This is a genomic window from Paracoccus mutanolyticus (genome assembly GCF_003285265.1).
Classification (GTDB): Bacteria; Pseudomonadota; Alphaproteobacteria; order Rhodobacterales; family Rhodobacteraceae; genus Paracoccus; species Paracoccus yeei.
The window spans coordinates 80,936-99,201 of sequence record NZ_CP030239.1; the positions used below are offsets into that span (position 1 = coordinate 80,936).

Consider the following 18,266-nt stretch of genomic DNA (forward strand, 5'->3'; position numbering starts at 1 on the left):
GCCTCAGCGAGAAGCCGCCGAATGACCGCTTGAGGCTCATCGCGTCGAAGCAGGGTCAACCGGGTCAGTGCCGCCGGATGGTAGGGCTCTATCTGAGCTCGTCACTCGACCGGGTCGATGCGGGCCATACGGGGAATGCCGCGAGCATAAACAGCCCTCAAGTCAGAAATCCCTGACGCCCCCCTTCCCGTTACAGCGCCAACCGCCCCCCTCGCCCCCCTACCGCCCCATGACGAAGACCATGGGCGTGCGGTCTTCCGCGCCGCCGATGGCGTCGAGCGCCAGCTCGCGCGCGATGGGATTGACGTCGGTGGTGTTCTTCAGCGGATCGTAGAGCGGCTTGCCCGCGATCTCGGCGCCGGCGCCTGCGGCATAGGTCGGGACGCCGCGGCTGCCGGGATGGGGCACGCGGTCGCCCGCGCGGACGGCCTCGCTGTCGTAATCGGCCATGGTCTCGAGGCCCGTGAAGGCCTCTGCGGCCGCGCCGGCATAGGCCCTGAACGCCGCCTCGGGCGCGGCGGCGGCGGGCTGTTCCAGCACACCGTAGGCGCCGGTCAGGACATGGCTGCCCCCGGAGGGCTCGAAGACCAGCACGGCGCAGCGGTCCGGAACCCCGGGGGTGTAGCAGGCCAGCCCCGGCCCCAGCGCCCTGGTGTCGACGACGCCCGCGCCGCTGCCGTAAAGCACGTCGGTCACGTCGATCGAGACCCCGTCCTGGGGCATCCAGGCGCCCGGCACCTGCTGCAGGAAGACCTTGAAGGACTTCTCCGGATCATGCGCCTGATCGCTCAGCACCGCGCCGTCCTGCCACAGGAACGCCAGTTGCCGGGCGGTGCCATAGGGCACGAAGTCGTCGCTGGCGATCACCGGCCAGTCGGCGGTCAGTGCGGGCGCCGCCTCCTCCCAGCGGGTGCCGAGGGCCGGGATGCGCGCGTCGCTGAGGATCCGGCCGCGAAGGGCATCGAGGTCCCTCGGCCGGCGGCGGCATCGACCTGGACCAGCACCGGATGCTGGACGCCGCGCAGGGGGCGGCCATCCTGCGTGTAATAGCTGATGCCGGTCACCCGCCCCTCATAGCCAAGGCGCCGGGTGGCGGATTTGCGGATCTCCGTCACCGTCACCTGGGCCAGGATCTCGCGCATGCCGATCCTCTGGCGCAGGGCGCGGCCCTCCTCCCTGCTGGCGGGATAAAGCGCGACGTCCTTCCAGTTGCGGAAGAACAGTTCGCGCCCGCTGTCCAGCGGCAGGCGGCTGTTCGGGGTGAAGATGCTGACCGGGAACCCGCCCTGCCCCGCGTCAAAGTCCCCGAGCGTGGCGCCGATCGACAGCACCACCTCGGCCGTGGCCGGGTCGATGCGCGGCTGCTGCGCCTGCAGCCGGGTCATGACCCTGGCCAGCACCGCGTCGCGCGTGAACTCGTCGGCGGCCAGGTAGTCCGGGTCCTGCCGCGCCAGCGTCTCGAGGGCCGGCGCGCGGCCGTCGATCGCGTCAAGGAAGCCGGTCCACCAGGCCCGGTCGGGATCGGTGTAGGTCTCGGCAGCCAGCGGCGCGGCCAGCGCGAGGCCAAGGCAGCCGGTCAGGGCAAGGGTCTTCAGCATGGGCGGTTCTCCGGATCGGACAGGCAGGGGCAGCCGCCGGCCGCGCAGCGGCGGGGCATCGTCGTGGTGGGGAGAATGGCAGCGGGTCAGCGCCTCGAAGCTCGGGTAGGTGCGATCGGGCGTCAGGCGAAGCCGAGGCTCTGCAGCGCGGCCTCGATAGTGCCGCCCGGGACCGAGGCTTGCGGCGCGCAGAACATGGTCGAGACCATCTCGGTCGCCCCAGACCTGGCCCAGGTCCAGGCCCTGGAAGCCGCCATCCTCCAGCCGATAGGCCGGCCGCACGGTGCTGCAGAAGAAGCGCACCTCGGAGGGCGCCCCCCATTGCAGCTGGGCGGTGCGGGTCTCGGGGCTGGCCGACACCGCCTGGCGCAGCCGGACCCGCACCAGCTCGCCCGGAACCGCGGCCGAGCCCTGCGCCTCGACCCGGCGGCCGCTCTGTTCGTAATGGATGCATTCGCCCATCTTGCAGCGGGCCAGATAGACCTCGGCCGTGGCCGGACCGGAAAGCGCCAGCAGCGCCGCCGCAAGGACAAAGGGGTTCGGGGTCATGGAAGGCTCCTTGGAAACGGGGAACTCGGAAAGGCGGCCGGTGTCAGCGGAACCAGTATTCCTGGCCGTTGCTGAAGACGACCGTCCGGCGGAACACGCCGGATTGGCATAGTCGCCAGGTCCATGCCGCAGAACTTCAGAAACTGGCGGTGATGGCGAAAGCGGCGCAGATCACCGGCTTCGGCCAGAACGGCCAGAGCGTTGACTGGCCCGATCCCGGGTGCCGACGCGCGGCCGCTGGCCAGCCGGCCCACGCCCTTCTGCGCGTGGCAGCCGGGGCAGACCCGCGCCGTCCGCTTCACCGGGGTGCCGCAATGACCGCAGTCGATCGTCCGGCTCTGGCTCTCCATCCGTCTTGCCCCGCAAATTCACAGCATGGTTCATAATATGAAGTTTGCTTCATAGATATCAAGAGGCAATCCGCGGCTCATCGCCGGCTGGACCGCATTGCCGACCCAATCGTCGAGCCCTCGCCTCCGTGCTTCGAATACTCTGTGCGCGAGGCGGGCCGTCGCAAAGAGCGGCCTTCGCGCCGGGCTGTCGATGCGCAAAATTTCGCTCCTTCGAGGGCAGCCGCCATCCGCCCGATCATGCGGGACCATGAGCAACATCGCGCGGTCCGGCTGGCTCAGCCCGGTCCCGTCAGGGGGAGACCCTGCCGCGCCGGTTGACCGCCGTGGCGGCATGCGGCTTGCTCATCCTCGTCGAGGCAGAGCCCGCGCACCGGGGGGGGCCGGGCTTCCCATGGTCCCATGACCATTGCTTCAAGGCACCAGCGCGGGTGAGGCGGCACCCCTGCCCTTCACCGGGGATCGCCCGTGCCGCGTCATGCTGCTGCCGTCAGCGGGCCACGCCAATCTTCATTTGAACGGATCTCCATTTGAAGGGACGTTCATTTGAAGGGACGTTCAAATCTTCATCTGTCCTGGGACGGGTCGCCGGTCAGATCCAGCGCGACGGCCCGGTGGTGCATCTGGTAGCGGACAAGGTCGAGGATCCGTCGCCTCTACAGAGCAGGCGCCGCGGTTCGCTGGCGATCTGGTTTGACCCCACGATGGCCTGGAAAGCCGAGCCCTCCGGCAGGCGTGGTCGTAAGCCCGGCTACAGTGATGCCGCGATCCAGACCTGCCTGACGATGAAAGTGCTGTTTGGGATAGCGCTCAGGCAGATCGAGCCATGTTGCGCCACTGGTTCGAGCAACCATGGCGAGGCGGCTTCGTCGAGAGCCTGTTGCGGCTGAGGCTGCCTCGGGAAAGGGCTACTCCGACCCTCAGCCGATTTGTGCATCAGAGTCCCTCGACACCATAAAAGAGACGCGGTGATGATCGGCATCCACAATCCAGCGGCCACGGTGTCAGCGGAAGCTGTTCTGACCCCGCTATGGGAACGTCAAAGGCTTCTTTCATGCGAGGATGGCCTCCTTCGATCATGCCGTCGTTCGCTGCTGGCAGGGCACGGTCCGGGCGCCAGGCAGCTGCCCTTTTGCGGCACCAACGCGTCAAATCCTGCACCGCTTCAGCTGGTCATTTGAACCGTCAAAATCCACGGGAATCACTTTTGCCCTGGATTGATATCAAGACTCCGCAAACCCATAGAAATCCTATGTGCGGCGCGTGCGGGAACTGAGAATAAATCCGATGGCCCGCCTGAGAAAGCTGACCGAAGACCAAACCAAAACGCGCCAGATCTCAGCCTACGACGAGGACTGGGCGGCCATCAAAAGGGCTGCAAAGCAGGCGGGACGTCACCTCTCACAGCTCCTGATCAGCAGCGCGAAGAACGCGCGGCAGCCTGCAAATCCTGTTCATCTGATCCGGATAAAGGGCTGGCCAAGATAGCGCCCGCGCACCCGGTCGTTCAGGGCAAGCTTTGTCCGAGATGATCCGCCAGGCCGAGGCCCTGCCGCGCCGCTGACCGGCGGGCGGCGCGGCTTGCTCATTCATCTCGAAGGACAGGACCCGCGTTACCAGGGGGGCCGGGCTTCCCATGCTCCCATGACCATTGCTTCAAGGCACCAGCGCGGGTGAGGCGGCACCCCTGCCCTTCACCGGGGATCGCCCGTGCCGCGTCATGCTGCTGCCGTCAGCGGGCCACGCCAATCTTCATTTGAACGGATCTCCATTTGAAGGGACGTTCATTTGAAGGGACGTTCAAATCTTCAGTAAGCGGGAAGCTGCGGGGGCCGCGCGCTGGGTCACGGCATGACCTGCAGTTCGTGGTTCATCTGCGGCATCATGTTCTGAGACATATGGAACATGACCCACAGCGAACCGGCCAGGACGATCACCACGATGACGATGGTGAACAGCGTCGACAGCAGCGGTCCATCTTCAAATGCAGGGACGTTCATTTCTTCATGCTGCAGTGGACGGGCCGCCAGGGCGATATAGTCCAGCACCTTGCGGCGCTGCGGCTGCGTGGTGATGGGGCCGACCTGGGTATCCGCCTCCATCGGGTTGCCCAGGCGCGCGGTGGCGGCGAACTCCACCACCCGGCGCGTCACCTCGTCATGGGGACGGATGCAGCCTGCACCAGCAGCCGCGATCAGGTCTGCCCCGACGCAGAAAGGATGGCGCCCTTGCCCTCAAGCACGGACAAAAGGTCGCCGACACGGCTCTTGCAACCTGCCCTGACGGCGCCATGAAAAACTCACGCAAAGCCGGTGAGCAGGCGCCGAATCTGGCGGCGGCCATCGCAGGTCACGCCCCGGAAAGGCGGTCAGGCTTTTGCCCGCTCCGTTTCTCGCCCAGATCGCCAATACGCGGACGTCGAAGCCCTCACCCGCGATCATCCCCGCGCGCTTGCAACAGATGATCCGCCGGGATTTGGCCGAACCGGCGCATGTTCTGGCCGAAGCGGTGCAGGAACTGTTCGTCCCGGCACGCGCAGCCGCCCTCGATGACTCCAACACGGAACGTGCTCTGGTAGTTGCGGAGCGGGTGCTAGGCAGGAAGCGGTGCTTCGGGTCCGAGTTGCTCGGTCTCCACGATCGGTCCGAGTCAGGCGTTTGCCCAACCGTGAAACGGCAGGGTTACAGTCCCAACCGCCAGGCATGGATTACAAGGCGCGGCGGTCCCGGACGCAAGCCCGCTTTCACAGGGCGCCAGCGGATGATGGACCATCGCCGCTTGAGCGGCCGGCTGCGCGCAGGCGCGACAGCGCCCTGGTGCCACCGACCTTGTTAACAGAAGTTCCGCTCGCCGTCCTCGATGTTCCCTTTCACGAACCTGGCGGACGCTACCATAGCCATTCAGTTCAATGTGATGCCATGAAGTCCATTTTCGCACAGGCTCTGCGTGACCATGGCGATCAGCCATCCCGACTGTCGCGCGGTCCGGCAACACCCGATCATCGAGGCACCGCCACGGCGATCGACGGCGACACGACGGTCCACGGCACCCGCATCCGCCTGACCGGCATCGACGCGCCCGAAAGCGCGCGGCCTTGCCGGCGACGGCCGCGGCAAGCCTGGCGCTGCGGCCAGCGGCGGCGCTGGCGCTGACCGACCGCGTCGCCCGCCGATCGGTCAGCTGCCGGCCGACGGGCACCGTCCATGGCCGGGTCGTCGCGCACGCTCTACCAGGGGTCGCGCGACGGCTGGCTGGCGGCCCGTTACCTGAGCCACGTGAACGATTCGACGGCCTGATGCAACTGTCGGACACCGCCCTGCCGATCGGGCGGCACGCCGATCGAAATGCCCTGGGACTGGCGTGACCTGCAGGCGCGGCGCGCCGCCCCGGCACCGACTGCCGCGGCTCCTAGATCGGCCGGTCGCGCTGGTCTCGGCAGCTTGACGCAGAGACCTGCCCGGCGATCTCGCAGCTGCAAGAAGCCAACGGTTCTGAAAACTGCGCCGGAGGCTGAGAAGCTCGACCGCGACAAGACGGATCCCCTGCGAGAGCTGTGCCGAGGACAGCGCCTTCCGAGGCCCGGGGAACCGAGCGGCTCAGCTTTTGCTGCCCGTCATTCCAGCCATTGCACCAATGCACGGCGGATCATTTCCGGGCGGGTGGGCAGGTCTGGATCAACTTGGAGGACAGTCGTCGACGGCCTCATCAGGTTCCGTGGGAGGCGCATGAATGATAGCTATGCGGTTATCCTATTTTAGGTGGCGCCACCGAATTAACCAATCTCACATCTATTGACAATCACTGATATAATGCATATCACTTATATCAGGCCGAGAAGAGGCGGCAACCTCCCCTCGGCCCTAATCACGGTCAACCTGTATGGAGATCGACCATGACTAGTCATTTCACAGGCGTTTGCGATGCCGGAAGCGCCTGCCCCACTGAGATGCGGTAGAAAGCAATCATCAGGGATTCGGAAGCACCGCTGAGGACGCGGCTTTGCGAGAACAGCGCGATCTCGCGCATGGGCGCCGGGATCCGGCCTGCGACCACTGGCTGCGGGATGCCGAGGCGGCGCGGACGGCGCTGGCGGCTGCGCTCGATGCCGTCTGCGCGACCGAGCCCGCGCGGGCCCAGGACCGGCCGCTGCGCCAGCTGGCGCGGATCGCGCGGGTCATGCTGCTCGCGACCGACGAGGCCGAGTTCGCCCAGGCCCATGGGCTGATCTCCGCGTTCGGCGCCGTGCTGCGCTGCCCCGGCAGCGGCCCGGTCGATCGGGGTGTCGACGAGATGCTGGCCGAGACACGCGCGCAGTTGGCCGCGGTCGCGGCGCTGCCGGATTACGCCCCGGAGGGGGATGACAGGGGCGGCGACGCGCTGGTGCCTGCCGCCGTGATCGGCCCGCAGGACAGCGCGCTGCGCCAGAGCTGCCTCCAGCCCCTGCCCCGTCCCGCCGACATGGCGCGCAAGCCCTCCCCGGCGCCCCGCGACCTGCCCGGCGCCGCGGCCGCCTGACCGGCGCAATCGGCATGGGCCGCCGGAGCGGCCAGCGCAAGCGCCGCCCCCGCCGCCAACAGTCGCAAATAGCTCATGTCATCCTCCCTACCTTGATCTTCTCCCGCCCCGGGCCGTGCCGGGACGGGGAAGGAACCCCGCGCCTGCCGGAAGGATCGTCTCATGTGTTTTTCCACCACCCCCGGCGCCGATCCGGCGCTCTCCACGGCCCTGCCCCGCTTTCCCGCCCCGATCCGGCCGCATTGGCAGGCGACCGCCGCCGCCAAGGGCTTTCGCATCCTCGCCCGGTCCGGGACCGTTATCACCTGCTGCTGCGCTGCCGGACCTGCCGGCGCGACTTCCCCACGAAGCTCTTCGTGCTGATGCGCGGCCCGCCGCTCTGCCCGCATTGCCTCGCCGCGCGCCGCGCCGCGCTGGCGGCGGAGGCAGGCGCGCCTTCCTGGCCCCGATCCGGACCTAGCGCCACGGCCACTACCTTGCCCCCTGCGGCCACATCCTGCGCCGGCAGTTCGCCTGATCGCCCGGGTCGCGCGCGGCGAGACCGGGCTGCGCTGCGGCCGGCCACGCCGCGCGCGAGGCGGCCGAGGCCCGGCGCTTCGGCTGGCAGCGCCTCGGGCCCTGCCCGTCGGGGCGGCCGAATTACAGGCTTTATCGGCACCGCTGCGGCCATGTGCAGCGCGTGGCCCAGGCCAACATGCTCTGGGGCCAATGCGATTGCGCCGGCTTCGGGCAAGGCTGGAGCGCCAGTCCGAGCTTTCATTTCGGCCTGCCCTCGGCCGAGGCCATTGCCGCCCTGAAGGGCGCGGGCATCCTGCTTGTTGCCACCGCCACCAGCCCCGCGGAGGCGCGCGCCATCGCGGGTCGTGGCCATGGCTTCGGGCCACGCGGCCTGCGCCTGCGAGACGGCGCTGCACCGCCAGCTGCGGCGCGCCCACCCCGATGCGGTGGTGCCGAGGGCCGAGTTCGCCGACGCGATCAACGCACCCGCGAGATCTATCGCCCGGCGCTGCGCCCGGTGATCGAGGCGCGCTCGACCGCGTCGCGGCCGACGCCGACGCCGGGTGTCCTGACCGCATGGCGCCCCGACTAACGCGATGTTCCACGCGACACGCCCCTGCGTGCCGCGCGCCCTGCCGCGCCGCGCCCCGGCCTCTGGAGATCCTGCATGACCGCACGCACCGCCCGAGCCCCGACCCGCCTGGTGCCCATCGCCGCAAGCTGCTGCACCGCCTGCGCGTGGCACCGGCGAGGCGCTGCCCGATGCCGAGCTCGCCGCCGACCTCGGCCTGGCCAGCGCGCCCGCGGCCCTCACGCCCCGCGCGCTGCTGACGGCGCTCGCCTGGCCGCGAGCCTCGGCGGCCAGGCCGCCGTCACCGCCGCGCTGCGCCGGCGCGCTGACCCTGCTGCGCGGGATCCCGGCCGAGGACATCCCTCTGCTGCGCCAGTGCTGCCCTGCCTCCTGCCCGCGCCTGGCGGATCCGGAGCTGAAGCCGGACGACAATCCGCCGAAGCACCCCGGCGCCACCACGCTGCACCAGATCACGGCCCCCGCGCCCGGGCGCGGTGACGCGCTGCAGCACCCGCTGATCGCTGGCCTCGACAGCGCCGCGCCGCTGCTGATCCTGCTTGCCGAGGGCGCCGCGCTGCCCGACGCGCGGCCCGGCCGGCATGCGGTCATCCACGAGTTCGCGCCGATCGGTGCCGATCTGGACTGGGCGTCGTCGCGGCCCTGCAGCGCCTGCCGCAGGCGCGGCGGCCGATCGGCCCTGCTGCGCCAGGCCTTCGACAGGGCTCCACCTCGACAGGGCCGATGTCCTGCTGGCCCTGCGCGCGCCGACCCTCGCCGAACTCGCCGAACGCCTTGCCGCGACCCACAGCCCTGCGCCGGGCGACGCCGCCGCGCCGCCCACCCTCGACAGCCTCACCGGCGACGGCCCGGCGCTGCAGGCCGCGCGGCACCTGGTCGAGGATCTGCGGCTCTGGCGCGCCGGGCGCCTCGGGCTGGTCCGAGATCACCCGCCGCGCGCTCTTTTACGGCCCGCCCGGCACCGGCAAGTCCTGCGCGCCCAGGCCATGACGGCCTCGCTGGCGATCAGCGACGATCACCGGCAGCTTCGGCGAATGGCAGGCGGCGGGGCATCTGGGCGAGATGCTCAAGGCCATGCGCCGCACCTTCGCCGAGGCCCGCGCCCGCGCGCCGGCCGTGCTGATCCTCGACGAGCTCGACGCCGTCGGCAACCGTGGCGACAACGCCGGCCAGAACCAGAACTACCGCGTGCAGGTGGTGAACGCCTTCCTCGCGCTGATGGACGAGATCGCCCGCGCGCCCGGCGTCATCGTCGTCGCCACCTGCAACCACATCGACCTGATCGACCCGGCGGTGCTGCGCCCGGGCCGCTTCGACCTCAGGGTCGAGGTGCCGCTGCCCGATGCCGCCACGCTCGCGGGCGTGCTGCGCCGCCACCTGGCGCTGCCCGAGGCGGACCTCGCCGCGCTGGCCCGGCATTGCGTCGGCCTGAGCCTTGCCGACTTCGACGCCGAATGCGGGCGGCGCGGGGCGCGGCGCGCCGGGCCGGGGTCGCGCTCGACGCGGCCGGCCTCATGGCCCGGCTCGGCGCCGGGCGCGATCCGGCGATCGACCGCCGCGTCGCCCTGCACGAATGCGGCCATGCCCTCGTCACCACCGCGCTCGGGCGCGGCGTGGTGCAGCGCCTGGCGCTTGCGGGCAGCGGCGGCACGACCCGGATCGCGCGCCGCCCGCAGGCCGGGCTCATTGCCGACCACACCGACCTGCTGGCCGAGCTGATCGCCGGCCGCGCCGCCGAGCGGCTGGTGCGGGCGCTGTCTCCGCGGCGCCGGCGGCCTGTGGACCTCGGCCGGGGTAACGGCGGCGATCGACCTCGAGGGCCGCTACGGTCTCGGCGCCTATCCCGGCGTGGTCGAGACGAACATCTCGGCCAACGCGCTCAGCCTGCGCCCGACCGGCGGCGCGCCCGCGCCGAAGCTCAGCGAGGAGGAGGCCCGCGCCGCCACCCAGAACCTGCCCGCAACGCAAGAAGCCGGGCATGACCCCGCGCGTGGCCCGCGCGAGCTCTCCGCGACGACCCGCTTTTGCGCAGCCAGCGCCTTGATCTGTGCCGCCACCGTCGTGATGCCGCCTGCCTCGCCGCCGCCCGTGTCGATATCGAGGATCACCGAATGTACAGACGGGTCGTTGGCCGCCTCGCGCAGCTGACGCAGCCGATGCACTCCAAAAGGATGAGCCCTATGACGAAGCAAAGATCCACCCGGCCGGCCCATCGCGGTCTTGCGCTCTGGCTGGGCGATGCGCTCCTAGCCGCCGGGACGCCCTCGGCCGAGCCCCAAATTCCGCCAGTCGCACCTGACCAGCCGCCGCGCGCGGCCTTCCGCACGGCACGGCGCGCCTGGCACCGCGCCTGGCAACGCTATCGCGCCCAGACCAGCGCGCCGCCGCCTGCGGCTTCGAGCCACCGAACCCGGCCGCGCTGCACTGGCCAGGGTGGATGCGCTTCTGGTCCGCATCGATGAGATCGAAGCCAGTCTGGCCAAGACGCCCGCCCGCACCCGCGCCGAGCTGCGTATCAAGATCGAGGTGCTCTCCCTCGATGGCGCACTCAGGCCAGAGTTCCTGGACTCCGTGAGGGAAGATGTCGAACATATGCTCCTAACATAATTTGGCTCGATCCTCGCCCCTTGGGCGCGTATCATGGTGCTATCGACCATCTGAAGCTTGTCAGGCGATTTCCGCATGGTTCAGAGCGTCCAGGATATGCTCCCACAGCCCGACCAGCGTCCAGCGGCGGAACTGGCGGTAGACCGACGACCACTTGTCAAACTCTTCAGGAAGGTCACGCCACGGCGCTCCCGTCCGCGCTATCCAGATAATACCATCCAGAAAAAGACGATGATTGGATGGCTTGCGCCTATTCGGCTGTTATCCCGCCTTGCCGACTTTCTGCCCTGGGCGGCACTGGTCGCGCCTGGCGTGGTGCTGAACAAGGACGGTTCGTTCCAGCGCACGGCGAAGTTTCGCGGACCGGATCTGGACTCTGCCGTCGCGGCCGAATGGCTGCGCACGGCGACGCATCCCCGTTTCCGAAAAGTGGCGGCGCTGATCCGGGAACAGGCCGGTCGAGAAATGCAGGTCTGGCCGCAATCCTTGGCCGAATGCCCTGCTATGCGGGCAGTTCCTTCAGCGGATTTGCATAGGGCACGCCGAGCGGCGCGAAATGCCGCTCGTTGGCGGTCAGCACCGTCAGGCCATGCGCGGCAGCCGTCGCCGCGATGGCGATGTCCTCGAAGCCCGGACCATGGGCACGCGCCTGGTCGAGGATCGCCCCGGCCTGACGAGCCTCCTCGATGCCGAAAGCGAGGATCCGGCTGGCGTAGAAATGCTCGACCGCAGCGAGCCAGCGGCGCAGCGCCGGGGCCTTGCTGCTGGCGCCGATCCTGACCGCCCGGGCGATGCCGGCCTCGATCTCGGCGATGGTGATGGCCGAGAGATAGAGCCGGTCGCTGTGGACGCGCATCCATGCAGCGAGAACATCGGTGTCTCGCCTCGTCGGCGCGGAGGCCGAAACGATGTTGGTATCGAGCAGGTACAAGATTCAGAGGCTCGTATCCCGCAGCGCGCGTGCAGGCTTGCGGGTGCGTTCAGGGATATCCTCCGGCTGGCCGGGAAAGGCCAGCAGCAGGTCGGCGAAATCCGGAACTCGCGAGATGCGCTGCCATTCCTCGAAGGAGAGCAGCACCGCCTCCTTGCGGCCGTGCCGGGTGATGACCGTCGGCTCGCCGGCCACGGCCTGATCGACCACGGCGGAGAGCGTCGCCTTCGCATCCCTGAGCTGGAGTTCCTTCATGGCCGTTCCTCGCAATGACTATATGTAGTCATATTGATGGCAACACCGGCCGTCAAGGTGATCGCCCTACTCTCCAGCCCTCGCTTCCGGCCGAAGCTCCAGTCCACGCCACCATCGCCACGCGCGACACCGGAGACATGCTGACCCAGATGCCGTTCGAGCGAGGGCGTCCACGGCACCAGCTTGAAGCCGAGCCCGTCGTCGATCATGGCAAAGCGGCCGGAGGCCAGGGCGAATAGCCGGCGGCAGGTGACCCCGATGCGGGTGACGAGTTCCGCCTGGCTCAAGCCCGTAGCGCGGTGCCGCGCGGCCAGCGCGGTCGCCGCCTGTGCACGACCCGGCGCCCAACCCCAGCGCACGCCCAGCACCGCCGTCACTGCGATAAGGGCGTGGAAACCCCCTTCACCCCGCTCGAGCGCCCCGAGCGCCGGCAGGCTGATCTGCGCCATGGAGGCGACATCGGCCTGTGTCAGCCCGGGCACGGCGCGTCGCACAGAGAAGAACCATGTCAGGAATTCTTGCTATTTCCAGTGACAAAAAGGAAAGGATTCTTGACACCATCTGCATCACCTTGATTGGGGGCGCCAGAGAGGAGCGTCAAAAAGGGCGGAGAGCGTGTGATCACTGCTGGTTGCAACACTTACGAAAGCCGAGCACTGACATCAAGCTTCTCATCCTCGGCTTCCCGAACTCACATGCCTTGGCGGCTCAGCCTGGGATTGCCGCTATTAGGCCCCGGATGCCGATCAGGGAGATCATGCGCTTGATATTGTAGGCAAGGACATTCAGCGCCATTTCCGTTCGGACGTTTGCCAGCCTTCGTGTCAGGAAGTGGGGGTGCCCCATCCAGGCTTATGGCCGGCGAGGATCTCGCCACCGCTGAAATAGCCTTTGTCGGCCAGGATATGCAGGTCGTCGCGCCGGAGGGCAGTCTTCGCGGCACCCGCCATGGAGGCAAGCTGATCACGATCATGGCCCTGATTGGTGACCTCATGCGTCACGATCAGATGGGTCTCGGCATCGACAACGCTTTGAACGTTGTAGCCCACATGCCCACTATGCTGCGCCCGCGTGGCCATGGCGCGGGCGTCCGGATCCGTCAGTGATATCTGCCCATCCGGCGCCGTTTCCAGCTCCCGGCGCAGTGTTATCATACGGTCCATTTCCAGCCGGACGCGATGATAACGGCTGGTCAGATGGGCGACTTTTTCGGCGCGTGCCTCGCCGGTTTCCTGCCGATCCGCTCGCTCGGCCTCCTCGATATAGCGGCCGACCTCCTGCTCCAGATGTGCCAGGCGGCTGGCGATCTTCGCCTTGGTGAAGTTCCGGTCGCGATGCTTGCGGCCTTGAACTTCATGCCGTCGACAGCAACGCGTCGCCCCGGCGCGCTCCCCAACCGGAGCTCCGTCGAAACGCTCGATCACAGCCTCGACCAACTGTAAGCTACCAGTCGCAGGCATAGGCGTAGAACTAGGCGTAGACATGAAACCCCGGCGTCAGAACAACGCCAGCAGCCTATCCCAGACCGGCAACGCCGCTAACCCACGGGGTCTCCTTGCCGCTTACCTTTTTGCCTCCAGGGCCGAGAATGAGACTGGAGGCTGCCGACAAAAAATCGCGTTCCACAACCAACTGGCCGATCTTGGCATGCAGCTTCTCGACCTCGCCCGCAGAAATCTGCAGCAGTGCGGCGGCCACGGCTCACTCGGGTTGCGGATGATGGTCATCGCTAGATCGGCGAACTCCTCGGGTTTCCCGAACCGCCGCGGGAACGGAATCGTGTCGATCACCGCCTGACGAACTTCTTCCGTCATGGCATCGACCATGGCCGTTCCCATCAGGCCCGGCGCGATCGCAGCAACGCGGATGCCATGAGAAAGCGAATCAGCGTCTTTCCGCAGAATATTATTGCAAGCCGACCAGCACGTCAGACATTGAGATGGAAGGATCCTAAGTTGCAATCCAGTCACAATACCGATAAAGAAAATACCGACAAACAATGTTGCAAGGCAGGATTCACCACCGGACGACCGACCCCTTCTGCCAGACCAGCACCCGGTCGCGAATGCGGAAAAGCAGCGTGATGAGGCCCGAGCACATCGCGGCCATCACAAACAGCGCCGCATACATGTTGGCATAGGCGGCCCAGCCCTGCGCCCATTGCATGCTAGCCAAGGCCAGCCTGCCGGCCACGCGCATGCACAGGGCTGCACCAATGACCCGGAGGCGACGGCGTGACGCGAGATCAGCGGAAGACACGTCGTGTACGGAAACAGTGTAGATATCCGTGAACCAAGGAATCCGCAGCTTGCCCGCGGTGAGGTTCACGCCCCTGCGAATCCGACCCCGTCTAGAAGAGGCCGACCCAGAGCATTCGCGCTGGCGATGCACCATGAGGCACACGGCCATGCATGACATGGCCACGGCCACGACGATGACGTTGCGGAAACTGATGCGAGATCGAAGACCAAACTCGCTCCAACGAAACCGTCATCGTCAGTCTACCGGGTAACCTGTACAGCGCCGAAGAGCCGAAGACATGCTTCCTGAGTGGAGCTTGACGAAGGACAATTTCCAGACCGAGCGCGGACAGCAGGTGTACGACTCCGAAAGCGCCAATACTGCTCAGGGCAGCGCTCTCCGCAATCAGGCCGAGGCCATGCGGTTCATGCCCACACGCCAAGAATCTAACCGACGTGCTAGGCCCGCCAATCCGTGAACATATGCGGCACGACGTACGACGGCGGCGACGAAACCTCTCAGCAAGAATCTGATCACATGCCGAGACCGCGTCCCTTCCCACGTTCTTCCCTCATAACCCTTTCCCGGTAAAGCTTGCCAATGCCTGGATCCTGCCGAAGTTCGACCGCGCCCACTGCGCTATCTGCGCCGGCAGGACATTACACCGCACGTCCTCGCGATTTCCAAGCCGCCAATGGAACATGGTCATGGTGGGAAGGCCGCGGATCCCGCAACGGTCGGTGATCAGCGTTCAGCTTCCGCGTTCGAGCGATACATCGCACAGGATCGGCACAACCCCGATCTGCGCCGCAAGGCCTACACCGCCATCGCAGCGAAGATGGCCCGCACCATTCACGCCGTGATCAAATCCGGCGAACCCTATCGCCCCTTCTTCGAGGGGGCGAGCCCAGGCGGAAGGACCCCTCTCTGAACAGGGCGGCGACGCAGCCGTGCATCTTGGGATGCTGCCCGCGCAAATGCGGGGCCGTGGCTTGCATGATCTGGGTCTGGATATCGGCGACGGTCTGGGCATCCTGTGCTTCACGGCGGGCCTCGTGTCGGCGAGGGCACGCTGACCATTCCGCCGCAGGAGTTCGATACGCCCGAACGCCGCGCCCGGGGCGAGGGCCTGCGCTTTTCGCCCTGGCACGCCCTGGCGGCGCATCGTCCCCTGGGAGAGATCAACGCCGTGCGGCGCGTGGTCTATCCGGCCAGCCAGCGCGCGCCCATGTCGGCGCAACCGGGCCAGGTCCAGGCCGGCGGCCTCGGTGCCGTCGACCAGGCTGACGACCTTGGGTCCGGGCAGGCCGCGGGCCACCGCCTCGACCTGGGCGATGGTGCGGATGCCATCGACGAAGGTCAGGTCCCCCCTCCCGGCAATCGGCGGTCGCGTTCCACGGCGGATACGAAGCTTCCATCATCTGGCCGAGTCGCGGTTCGACCGGACCCAGCACGGAGATTTCCGCATGACTGACGAAATCAACAGCCGCCGCGCGTTCCGGGTTCCTCGCCGCAGGCATCGTGCGGCACGAAAACCGTGACATTGCGTGGTGCCATGGATCACGATGTCCAGGTCGGCGGGCGTCAGCCCCGCGTCGTGCAGCACGATGTCGATGCCATCCAGGATTGCCTGTTCCGGCGCGCTGTAATTGGTCAGCACCTTGGTCGAATACATGGTGCCGCGGCAATCCAACGCGATGTCTGTAACGTGCCGACCGATATCGGCACCCGGCTTTCGCGCATCCGCACGAAGACCGGCCTCAAATCCCTTCGCCTCCAGATACTGCTTGGTGATCTCGGCAACCAGAATGTTCTGGATGAACGCCTTTGATCCCAGCTTGATCGGTTCAGCATCAAAGCCATGGATTTCACGCTGCCTATCCTTCGCCCATCCGGCAGGAAGCCGTATATTCCCTCGTCGCCTCCCAGACCGAGGGCGTGACGGCAGGCCCGAGACCGACAGCGCCAGACCGACGAAGCCGCCGATCACCGCGCCCCAGGTGGTGCAGTCCTTCCACAGGACCGACATGAACAGCACCGGGAAGATGACCGATGGCGAAGCCAGCCGCCACGGCGCGCAAGCGGACCTCGAAGAACAGCAGGGACCACCAGCAGCAAGGTCGGGTCAACCCCGCCCGAGAGGCGTTCGCCCAGATCCGGGCTGAGCCAACCCACACCCCCGCGATCGCGCCGATGCTCCGACGGCAGCGCGGTCGGGGTCGGCGGTCAGCGGCGAGGGCATGCGCCCGTTGCCGGTGAACTCGAACAGCTGCTGGAAGGTCGCGAACGGGGTCAGCTGGGTCGAGCCGGCGACGGCCGTGCCGAAGAAGCGGTCCCTCATTTGAGTCCATGAGAGAAGCCAACCCGCGTGCAGGAAGATCTTGGTCAGGAACGGCGTCCAATCGGACGGGGCGAGAGACGGAGCTGACCGAAGACGCGCGACGGCACCAGCAGCGAAGTCGAACAGGATCCGGTTGAGCTGCATGCGGCGGCAGGCCGCTCTGGTCAGAGGACAGCGGAAGCCTGATCGCGACGACTGACCCGGAGAGCCGGGGGTGGTATCTGCGAGCAGGAATGGTCATGGAAATCATACGGACACGTGCTGGCGCAGACCTTTCATGTGCTGGCCGTCATCACACTGTCGATGCTGGCGTCAAGTCAGACCCGTCAACATAACCGAACTGGCCATCAGTGGCGGGGATGGATTCGACCGAGTCTTCTGGTCCGGATCGAAACTCTCCCTGAAGCTGGTTGACGGATTCTGGACGCTGCTTTCATTCTACACGCATCTTGAGAGGCGGCGATCGGGTAATCCGGTCGCCGCCTTCTAGTAAATCCCGCAATTTCAAAGCCCGGAATAAAGCGCTGGCACGGTTGATCGCGCTCCCCCAGCTTCATCGAGCACGACATAGTGCCAGCCTGCCGCTCTGCGAAGTGCACGGCGCTGTCGCGATCCGGAAACTTCAGCCGAATCGGACGATAGGGATCGCCGCTGGACGTGTATCCCATCAGCGGCTCGATCTGCGGCGGCCGGGACGGCTCGAACTCGAGGACGCAGTGTTGGGCCGAGGCGCCGATGTCATCGCGGTCGGGCAGGACGGTAGATGATTACCTCGGCACGTCTAGGGCAAAGCAAACATCGCTTATCCCGGAGTGTGCAAATACGGGAGGAAATTATGACGGCATGTGCCGCAGCCCGAGCTGGTGCTGCTATAATGAAATTCAAAAATGCCCCATTTGGAAGTATTCGCCTCGAATTCACCGGCACTGGATTAGCTGAAGTCGACCAAGGCAGCTGCTTGCAAGAGCCGACCGGATCGATATCGTGGGATCGGCGACGGCATCACCGTGCTGTGCGAGCCCAACGAGTTTGGCAAATCCACCTTCTTCGACGCGCTCCATGCGCTGTTCTTCGAACGCCACCGCGCCACGCGCTCGGCCGTCAAGGCCTTGTGGCTGAGAAGACGCAGTTCATCGATCAGCTTCGCATCGTGCCTTGCGGTTCCACGATCTCTGCGACCTTCTCGATCAGGCCATGTAAATGTCGCATTGCTCCGGGAGCGATCGATGAACGTCGCTGCCGTGCAACCAATCGGTCTGGCGATTGAGAAGCGCCGCGGTCAGAATGATCGTCACGACAGCGCCGAGGAAGATGAGCGTCATCTCCGCGCGAAAGGCAGTATGACTTCAGCAAGATAAATCGAACGAAAAACGAAAACGATGCCGATGCCCAGAGGCAGCGGGCACGCCACCGGACGACGAGGGACCGAGCGATCCGCCCTTACAATGTCGGTAACGGGGGCATGCACGGCCACATCGGTCGTCAGGCAATGCGTGTCGGTTTCGCAGGCGATGCGGATCGGAATATCCTGCGAGCCCTCGATGAAGCTGCCCGAGGTGCAACCGTAAAGAATGACCTCGGGCCGGGTCCGCATCAGGGACCGCGCCGCCGGCAAGGCCTCATCGCCCATCTCAAGCACAGCGAGGCGACCGGGTCAGGCCGGCGGCGTCAGTCCGGCGCACCGCGCGAGCGGTGCCCGAGGAGGATCATCATCACCCCGAAGACCGCGGCGTGGCCGATCTGGCAGCGATAGCGAAGCGGCCGCGCGTCGCGCACTTCGGACAGAACCCCT

General features: G+C 66.9%; 24 protein-coding genes and 6 pseudogenes. 10 read left to right on the plus strand and 20 right to left on the minus strand.

Features of this window, described 5'->3' with window-relative positions; genetic code table 11:
• Nucleotides 1-219: 219 nt before the first annotated feature.
• The 3 genes and pseudogenes from DPM13_RS00405 to DPM13_RS00415 form a co-directional block, all read right to left on the minus strand.
• Nucleotides 220-867 (minus strand): hypothetical protein, encoded by a 648-nt coding sequence (locus DPM13_RS00405; RefSeq protein WP_112887230.1) that lies wholly within the window; start codon nucleotides 865-867, stop codon nucleotides 220-222.
• 14 nt (nucleotides 868-881) lie between these two features.
• The gene (locus DPM13_RS00410; RefSeq protein WP_112887231.1) at nucleotides 882-2,147 is read right to left on the minus strand and encodes a hypothetical protein; all 1,266 of its coding nucleotides are present in this window, start codon (nucleotides 2,145-2,147) and stop codon (nucleotides 882-884) included.
• 88 nt (nucleotides 2,148-2,235) lie between these two features.
• Nucleotides 2,236-2,368 (minus strand): annotated as a pseudogene (locus DPM13_RS00415) (transposase); the annotation flags it as partial.
• A gap of 794 nt (nucleotides 2,369-3,162) precedes the next feature.
• On the opposite strand from DPM13_RS00415, the pseudogene DPM13_RS00420 reads away from it, so the two are divergent.
• A pseudogene (locus DPM13_RS00420) lies at nucleotides 3,163-3,315 on the plus strand (transposase); the annotation flags it as partial.
• 469 nt (nucleotides 3,316-3,784) lie between these two features.
• Nucleotides 3,785-3,985, plus strand: a complete 201-nt coding sequence (locus DPM13_RS19445) for a hypothetical protein (RefSeq protein WP_189654784.1) — start codon at nucleotides 3,785-3,787, stop codon at nucleotides 3,983-3,985.
• A gap of 356 nt (nucleotides 3,986-4,341) precedes the next feature.
• Here DPM13_RS19445 and DPM13_RS21645 read toward each other — a convergent pair whose 3' ends face one another.
• The gene (locus DPM13_RS21645) at nucleotides 4,342-4,638 is read right to left on the minus strand and encodes a hypothetical protein (protein ID WP_262983215.1); all 297 of its coding nucleotides are present in this window, start codon (nucleotides 4,636-4,638) and stop codon (nucleotides 4,342-4,344) included.
• 777 nt (nucleotides 4,639-5,415) lie between these two features.
• On the opposite strand from DPM13_RS21645, the gene DPM13_RS00435 reads away from it, so the two are divergent.
• The 4 genes from DPM13_RS00435 (at nucleotide 5,416) to DPM13_RS21650 (ending at nucleotide 8,102) form a co-directional block, all read left to right on the plus strand.
• Nucleotides 5,416-5,649 (plus strand): hypothetical protein, encoded by a 234-nt coding sequence (locus DPM13_RS00435; RefSeq protein WP_112887232.1) that lies wholly within the window; start codon nucleotides 5,416-5,418, stop codon nucleotides 5,647-5,649.
• A gap of 847 nt (nucleotides 5,650-6,496) precedes the next feature.
• On the plus strand, nucleotides 6,497-7,012 hold the full coding sequence (locus tag DPM13_RS00440) for a hypothetical protein (RefSeq protein ID WP_112887233.1): 516 nt from the start codon (nucleotides 6,497-6,499) through the stop codon (nucleotides 7,010-7,012).
• A gap of 162 nt (nucleotides 7,013-7,174) precedes the next feature.
• Nucleotides 7,175-7,375 (plus strand): hypothetical protein, encoded by a 201-nt coding sequence (locus DPM13_RS19450; protein WP_145963275.1) that lies wholly within the window; start codon nucleotides 7,175-7,177, stop codon nucleotides 7,373-7,375.
• A 316-nt stretch (nucleotides 7,376-7,691) separates the two neighbouring features.
• Nucleotides 7,692-8,102, plus strand: coding sequence for a nitronate monooxygenase (locus DPM13_RS21650; protein WP_223252240.1), 411 nt, complete (start codon nucleotides 7,692-7,694; stop codon nucleotides 8,100-8,102).
• A gap of 280 nt (nucleotides 8,103-8,382) precedes the next feature.
• Here DPM13_RS21650 and DPM13_RS00450 read toward each other — a convergent pair whose 3' ends face one another.
• The 3 genes from DPM13_RS00450 to DPM13_RS24585 are packed head-to-tail and all read right to left on the minus strand — an operon-like array spanning nucleotide 8,383 to nucleotide 9,175.
• Nucleotides 8,383-8,682: a hypothetical protein gene (locus DPM13_RS00450; RefSeq protein ID WP_112887234.1), complete on the minus strand. Its 300-nt coding sequence runs from the start codon at nucleotides 8,680-8,682 to the stop codon at nucleotides 8,383-8,385.
• Nucleotides 8,683-8,686: 4 nt separating this feature from the next.
• Complete coding sequence (locus DPM13_RS20175; protein WP_189654785.1) at nucleotides 8,687-9,028, minus strand: hypothetical protein; 342 nt, start codon at nucleotides 9,026-9,028, stop codon at nucleotides 8,687-8,689.
• 15 nt (nucleotides 9,029-9,043) lie between these two features.
• Nucleotides 9,044-9,175 carry a hypothetical protein gene (locus tag DPM13_RS24585; RefSeq protein ID WP_262983216.1) on the minus strand — a complete coding sequence of 44 codons (132 nt, stop codon included), beginning with the start codon at nucleotides 9,173-9,175 and terminating at the stop codon, nucleotides 9,044-9,046.
• Here DPM13_RS24585 and DPM13_RS00455 point away from each other — a divergent pair.
• On the plus strand, nucleotides 9,174-9,818 hold the full coding sequence (locus DPM13_RS00455) for an AAA family ATPase (RefSeq protein ID WP_189654786.1): 645 nt from the start codon (nucleotides 9,174-9,176) through the stop codon (nucleotides 9,816-9,818). The two genes, DPM13_RS24585 and DPM13_RS00455, sit on opposite strands and share 2 nt — an antisense overlap.
• A gap of 119 nt (nucleotides 9,819-9,937) precedes the next feature.
• On the opposite strand, the gene DPM13_RS20180 is transcribed toward DPM13_RS00455, so the two are convergent.
• A complete protein-coding gene (locus DPM13_RS20180; protein WP_112887236.1) occupies nucleotides 9,938-10,261 on the minus strand; it encodes a Clp protease/crotonase-like domain-containing protein in 324 nt (107 codons plus the stop codon).
• Nucleotides 10,262-10,532: 271 nt separating this feature from the next.
• On the opposite strand from DPM13_RS20180, the gene DPM13_RS20185 reads away from it, so the two are divergent.
• Nucleotides 10,533-10,706, plus strand: coding sequence for a hypothetical protein (locus DPM13_RS20185; RefSeq protein ID WP_189654787.1), 174 nt, complete (start codon nucleotides 10,533-10,535; stop codon nucleotides 10,704-10,706).
• A 23-nt stretch (nucleotides 10,707-10,729) separates the two neighbouring features.
• Here the strand turns inward: DPM13_RS20185 and DPM13_RS00465 are convergent.
• The 8 genes and pseudogenes from DPM13_RS00465 to DPM13_RS21665 all read right to left on the minus strand — a co-directional run.
• Nucleotides 10,730-10,964 (minus strand): annotated as a pseudogene (locus DPM13_RS00465) (transposase); the annotation flags it as partial.
• Nucleotides 10,965-11,208: 244 nt separating this feature from the next.
• Nucleotides 11,209-11,637 (minus strand): PIN domain-containing protein, encoded by a 429-nt coding sequence (locus DPM13_RS00470; protein WP_112887237.1) that lies wholly within the window; start codon nucleotides 11,635-11,637, stop codon nucleotides 11,209-11,211.
• A gap of 3 nt (nucleotides 11,638-11,640) precedes the next feature.
• The gene (locus DPM13_RS00475) at nucleotides 11,641-11,892 is read right to left on the minus strand and encodes a type II toxin-antitoxin system Phd/YefM family antitoxin (RefSeq protein WP_080620421.1); all 252 of its coding nucleotides are present in this window, start codon (nucleotides 11,890-11,892) and stop codon (nucleotides 11,641-11,643) included.
• Nucleotides 11,889-12,341: a DUF3363 domain-containing protein gene (locus DPM13_RS27570; RefSeq protein ID WP_449579237.1), complete on the minus strand. Its 453-nt coding sequence runs from the start codon at nucleotides 12,339-12,341 to the stop codon at nucleotides 11,889-11,891. The genes DPM13_RS00475 and DPM13_RS27570 overlap by 4 nt, the downstream gene beginning before the upstream one ends.
• 259 nt (nucleotides 12,342-12,600) lie before the next feature.
• Nucleotides 12,601-13,291 (minus strand): annotated as a pseudogene (locus DPM13_RS00485) (transposase); the annotation flags it as partial.
• Nucleotides 13,292-13,407: 116 nt separating this feature from the next.
• Entirely contained in the window at nucleotides 13,408-13,590 is a 183-nt protein-coding gene (locus DPM13_RS21655) for a hypothetical protein (RefSeq protein WP_223252668.1), read from the minus strand.
• 77 nt (nucleotides 13,591-13,667) lie between these two features.
• Nucleotides 13,668-13,862 (minus strand): annotated as a pseudogene (locus tag DPM13_RS26345) (hypothetical protein); the annotation flags it as partial.
• 46 nt (nucleotides 13,863-13,908) lie between these two features.
• Nucleotides 13,909-14,220 carry a hypothetical protein gene (locus tag DPM13_RS21665; RefSeq protein ID WP_223252241.1) on the minus strand — a complete coding sequence of 104 codons (312 nt, stop codon included), beginning with the start codon at nucleotides 14,218-14,220 and terminating at the stop codon, nucleotides 13,909-13,911.
• 676 nt (nucleotides 14,221-14,896) lie between these two features.
• Here DPM13_RS21665 and DPM13_RS00500 point away from each other — a divergent pair.
• A pseudogene (locus DPM13_RS00500) lies at nucleotides 14,897-15,064 on the plus strand (IS110 family transposase); the annotation flags it as partial.
• 105 nt (nucleotides 15,065-15,169) lie between these two features.
• A complete protein-coding gene (locus tag DPM13_RS20190) occupies nucleotides 15,170-15,607 on the plus strand; it encodes a hypothetical protein (RefSeq protein WP_189654788.1) in 438 nt (145 codons plus the stop codon).
• On the opposite strand, the gene DPM13_RS21670 is transcribed toward DPM13_RS20190, so the two are convergent.
• From DPM13_RS21670 to DPM13_RS19465, 4 genes are all read right to left on the minus strand, one after another.
• The gene (locus DPM13_RS21670; protein WP_223252242.1) at nucleotides 15,551-16,162 is read right to left on the minus strand and encodes a hydantoinase/oxoprolinase N-terminal domain-containing protein; all 612 of its coding nucleotides are present in this window, start codon (nucleotides 16,160-16,162) and stop codon (nucleotides 15,551-15,553) included. The two genes, DPM13_RS20190 and DPM13_RS21670, sit on opposite strands and share 57 nt — an antisense overlap.
• A gap of 659 nt (nucleotides 16,163-16,821) precedes the next feature.
• Nucleotides 16,822-17,142, minus strand: a complete 321-nt coding sequence (locus DPM13_RS26350) for a hypothetical protein (protein ID WP_397245279.1) — start codon at nucleotides 17,140-17,142, stop codon at nucleotides 16,822-16,824.
• A 519-nt stretch (nucleotides 17,143-17,661) separates the two neighbouring features.
• Nucleotides 17,662-17,796: a hypothetical protein gene (locus DPM13_RS24590; RefSeq protein WP_262983217.1), complete on the minus strand. Its 135-nt coding sequence runs from the start codon at nucleotides 17,794-17,796 to the stop codon at nucleotides 17,662-17,664.
• Nucleotides 17,793-18,104 carry a hypothetical protein gene (locus tag DPM13_RS19465; RefSeq protein ID WP_145963279.1) on the minus strand — a complete coding sequence of 104 codons (312 nt, stop codon included), beginning with the start codon at nucleotides 18,102-18,104 and terminating at the stop codon, nucleotides 17,793-17,795. Before DPM13_RS19465 ends, DPM13_RS24590 begins: the two co-directional genes overlap by 4 nt.
• Between the last annotated feature and the right edge of the window lie 162 nt (nucleotides 18,105-18,266).

What these genes read in the sequence shown, in the direction of transcription:
- DPM13_RS00410 (WP_112887231.1), bottom strand. Translation starts at nt 2,147, where the DNA reads ATGACCCCGAACCCCTTTGTCCTTGCGGCGGCGCTGCTGGCGCTTTCC.
- DPM13_RS19445 (WP_189654784.1), top strand. Translation starts at nt 3,785, where the DNA reads ATGGCCCGCCTGAGAAAGCTGACCGAAGACCAAACCAAAACGCGCCAG.
- DPM13_RS00435 (WP_112887232.1), top strand. Translation starts at nt 5,416, where the DNA reads ATGAAGTCCATTTTCGCACAGGCTCTGCGTGACCATGGCGATCAGCCA.
- DPM13_RS19450 (WP_145963275.1), top strand. Translation starts at nt 7,175, where the DNA reads ATGTGTTTTTCCACCACCCCCGGCGCCGATCCGGCGCTCTCCACGGCC.
- DPM13_RS00450 (WP_112887234.1), bottom strand. Translation starts at nt 8,682, where the DNA reads ATGCCGGCCGGGCCGCGCGTCGGGCAGCGCGGCGCCCTCGGCAAGCAG.
- DPM13_RS00455 (WP_189654786.1), top strand. Translation starts at nt 9,174, where the DNA reads ATGCGCCGCACCTTCGCCGAGGCCCGCGCCCGCGCGCCGGCCGTGCTG.
- DPM13_RS24585 (WP_262983216.1), bottom strand. Translation starts at nt 9,175, where the DNA reads ATGGCCTTGAGCATCTCGCCCAGATGCCCCGCCGCCTGCCATTCGCCG.
- DPM13_RS00475 (WP_080620421.1), bottom strand. Translation starts at nt 11,892, where the DNA reads ATGAAGGAACTCCAGCTCAGGGATGCGAAGGCGACGCTCTCCGCCGTG.
- DPM13_RS27570 (WP_449579237.1), bottom strand. Translation starts at nt 12,341, where the DNA reads ATGGCGCAGATCAGCCTGCCGGCGCTCGGGGCGCTCGAGCGGGGTGAA.
- DPM13_RS21670 (WP_223252242.1), bottom strand. Translation starts at nt 16,162, where the DNA reads ATGTCGGTCCTGTGGAAGGACTGCACCACCTGGGGCGCGGTGATCGGC.
- DPM13_RS26350 (WP_397245279.1), bottom strand. Translation starts at nt 17,142, where the DNA reads ATGGGATACACGTCCAGCGGCGATCCCTATCGTCCGATTCGGCTGAAG.
- DPM13_RS24590 (WP_262983217.1), bottom strand. Translation starts at nt 17,796, where the DNA reads ATGACGCTCATCTTCCTCGGCGCTGTCGTGACGATCATTCTGACCGCG.
- DPM13_RS19465 (WP_145963279.1), bottom strand. Translation starts at nt 18,104, where the DNA reads ATGGGCGATGAGGCCTTGCCGGCGGCGCGGTCCCTGATGCGGACCCGG.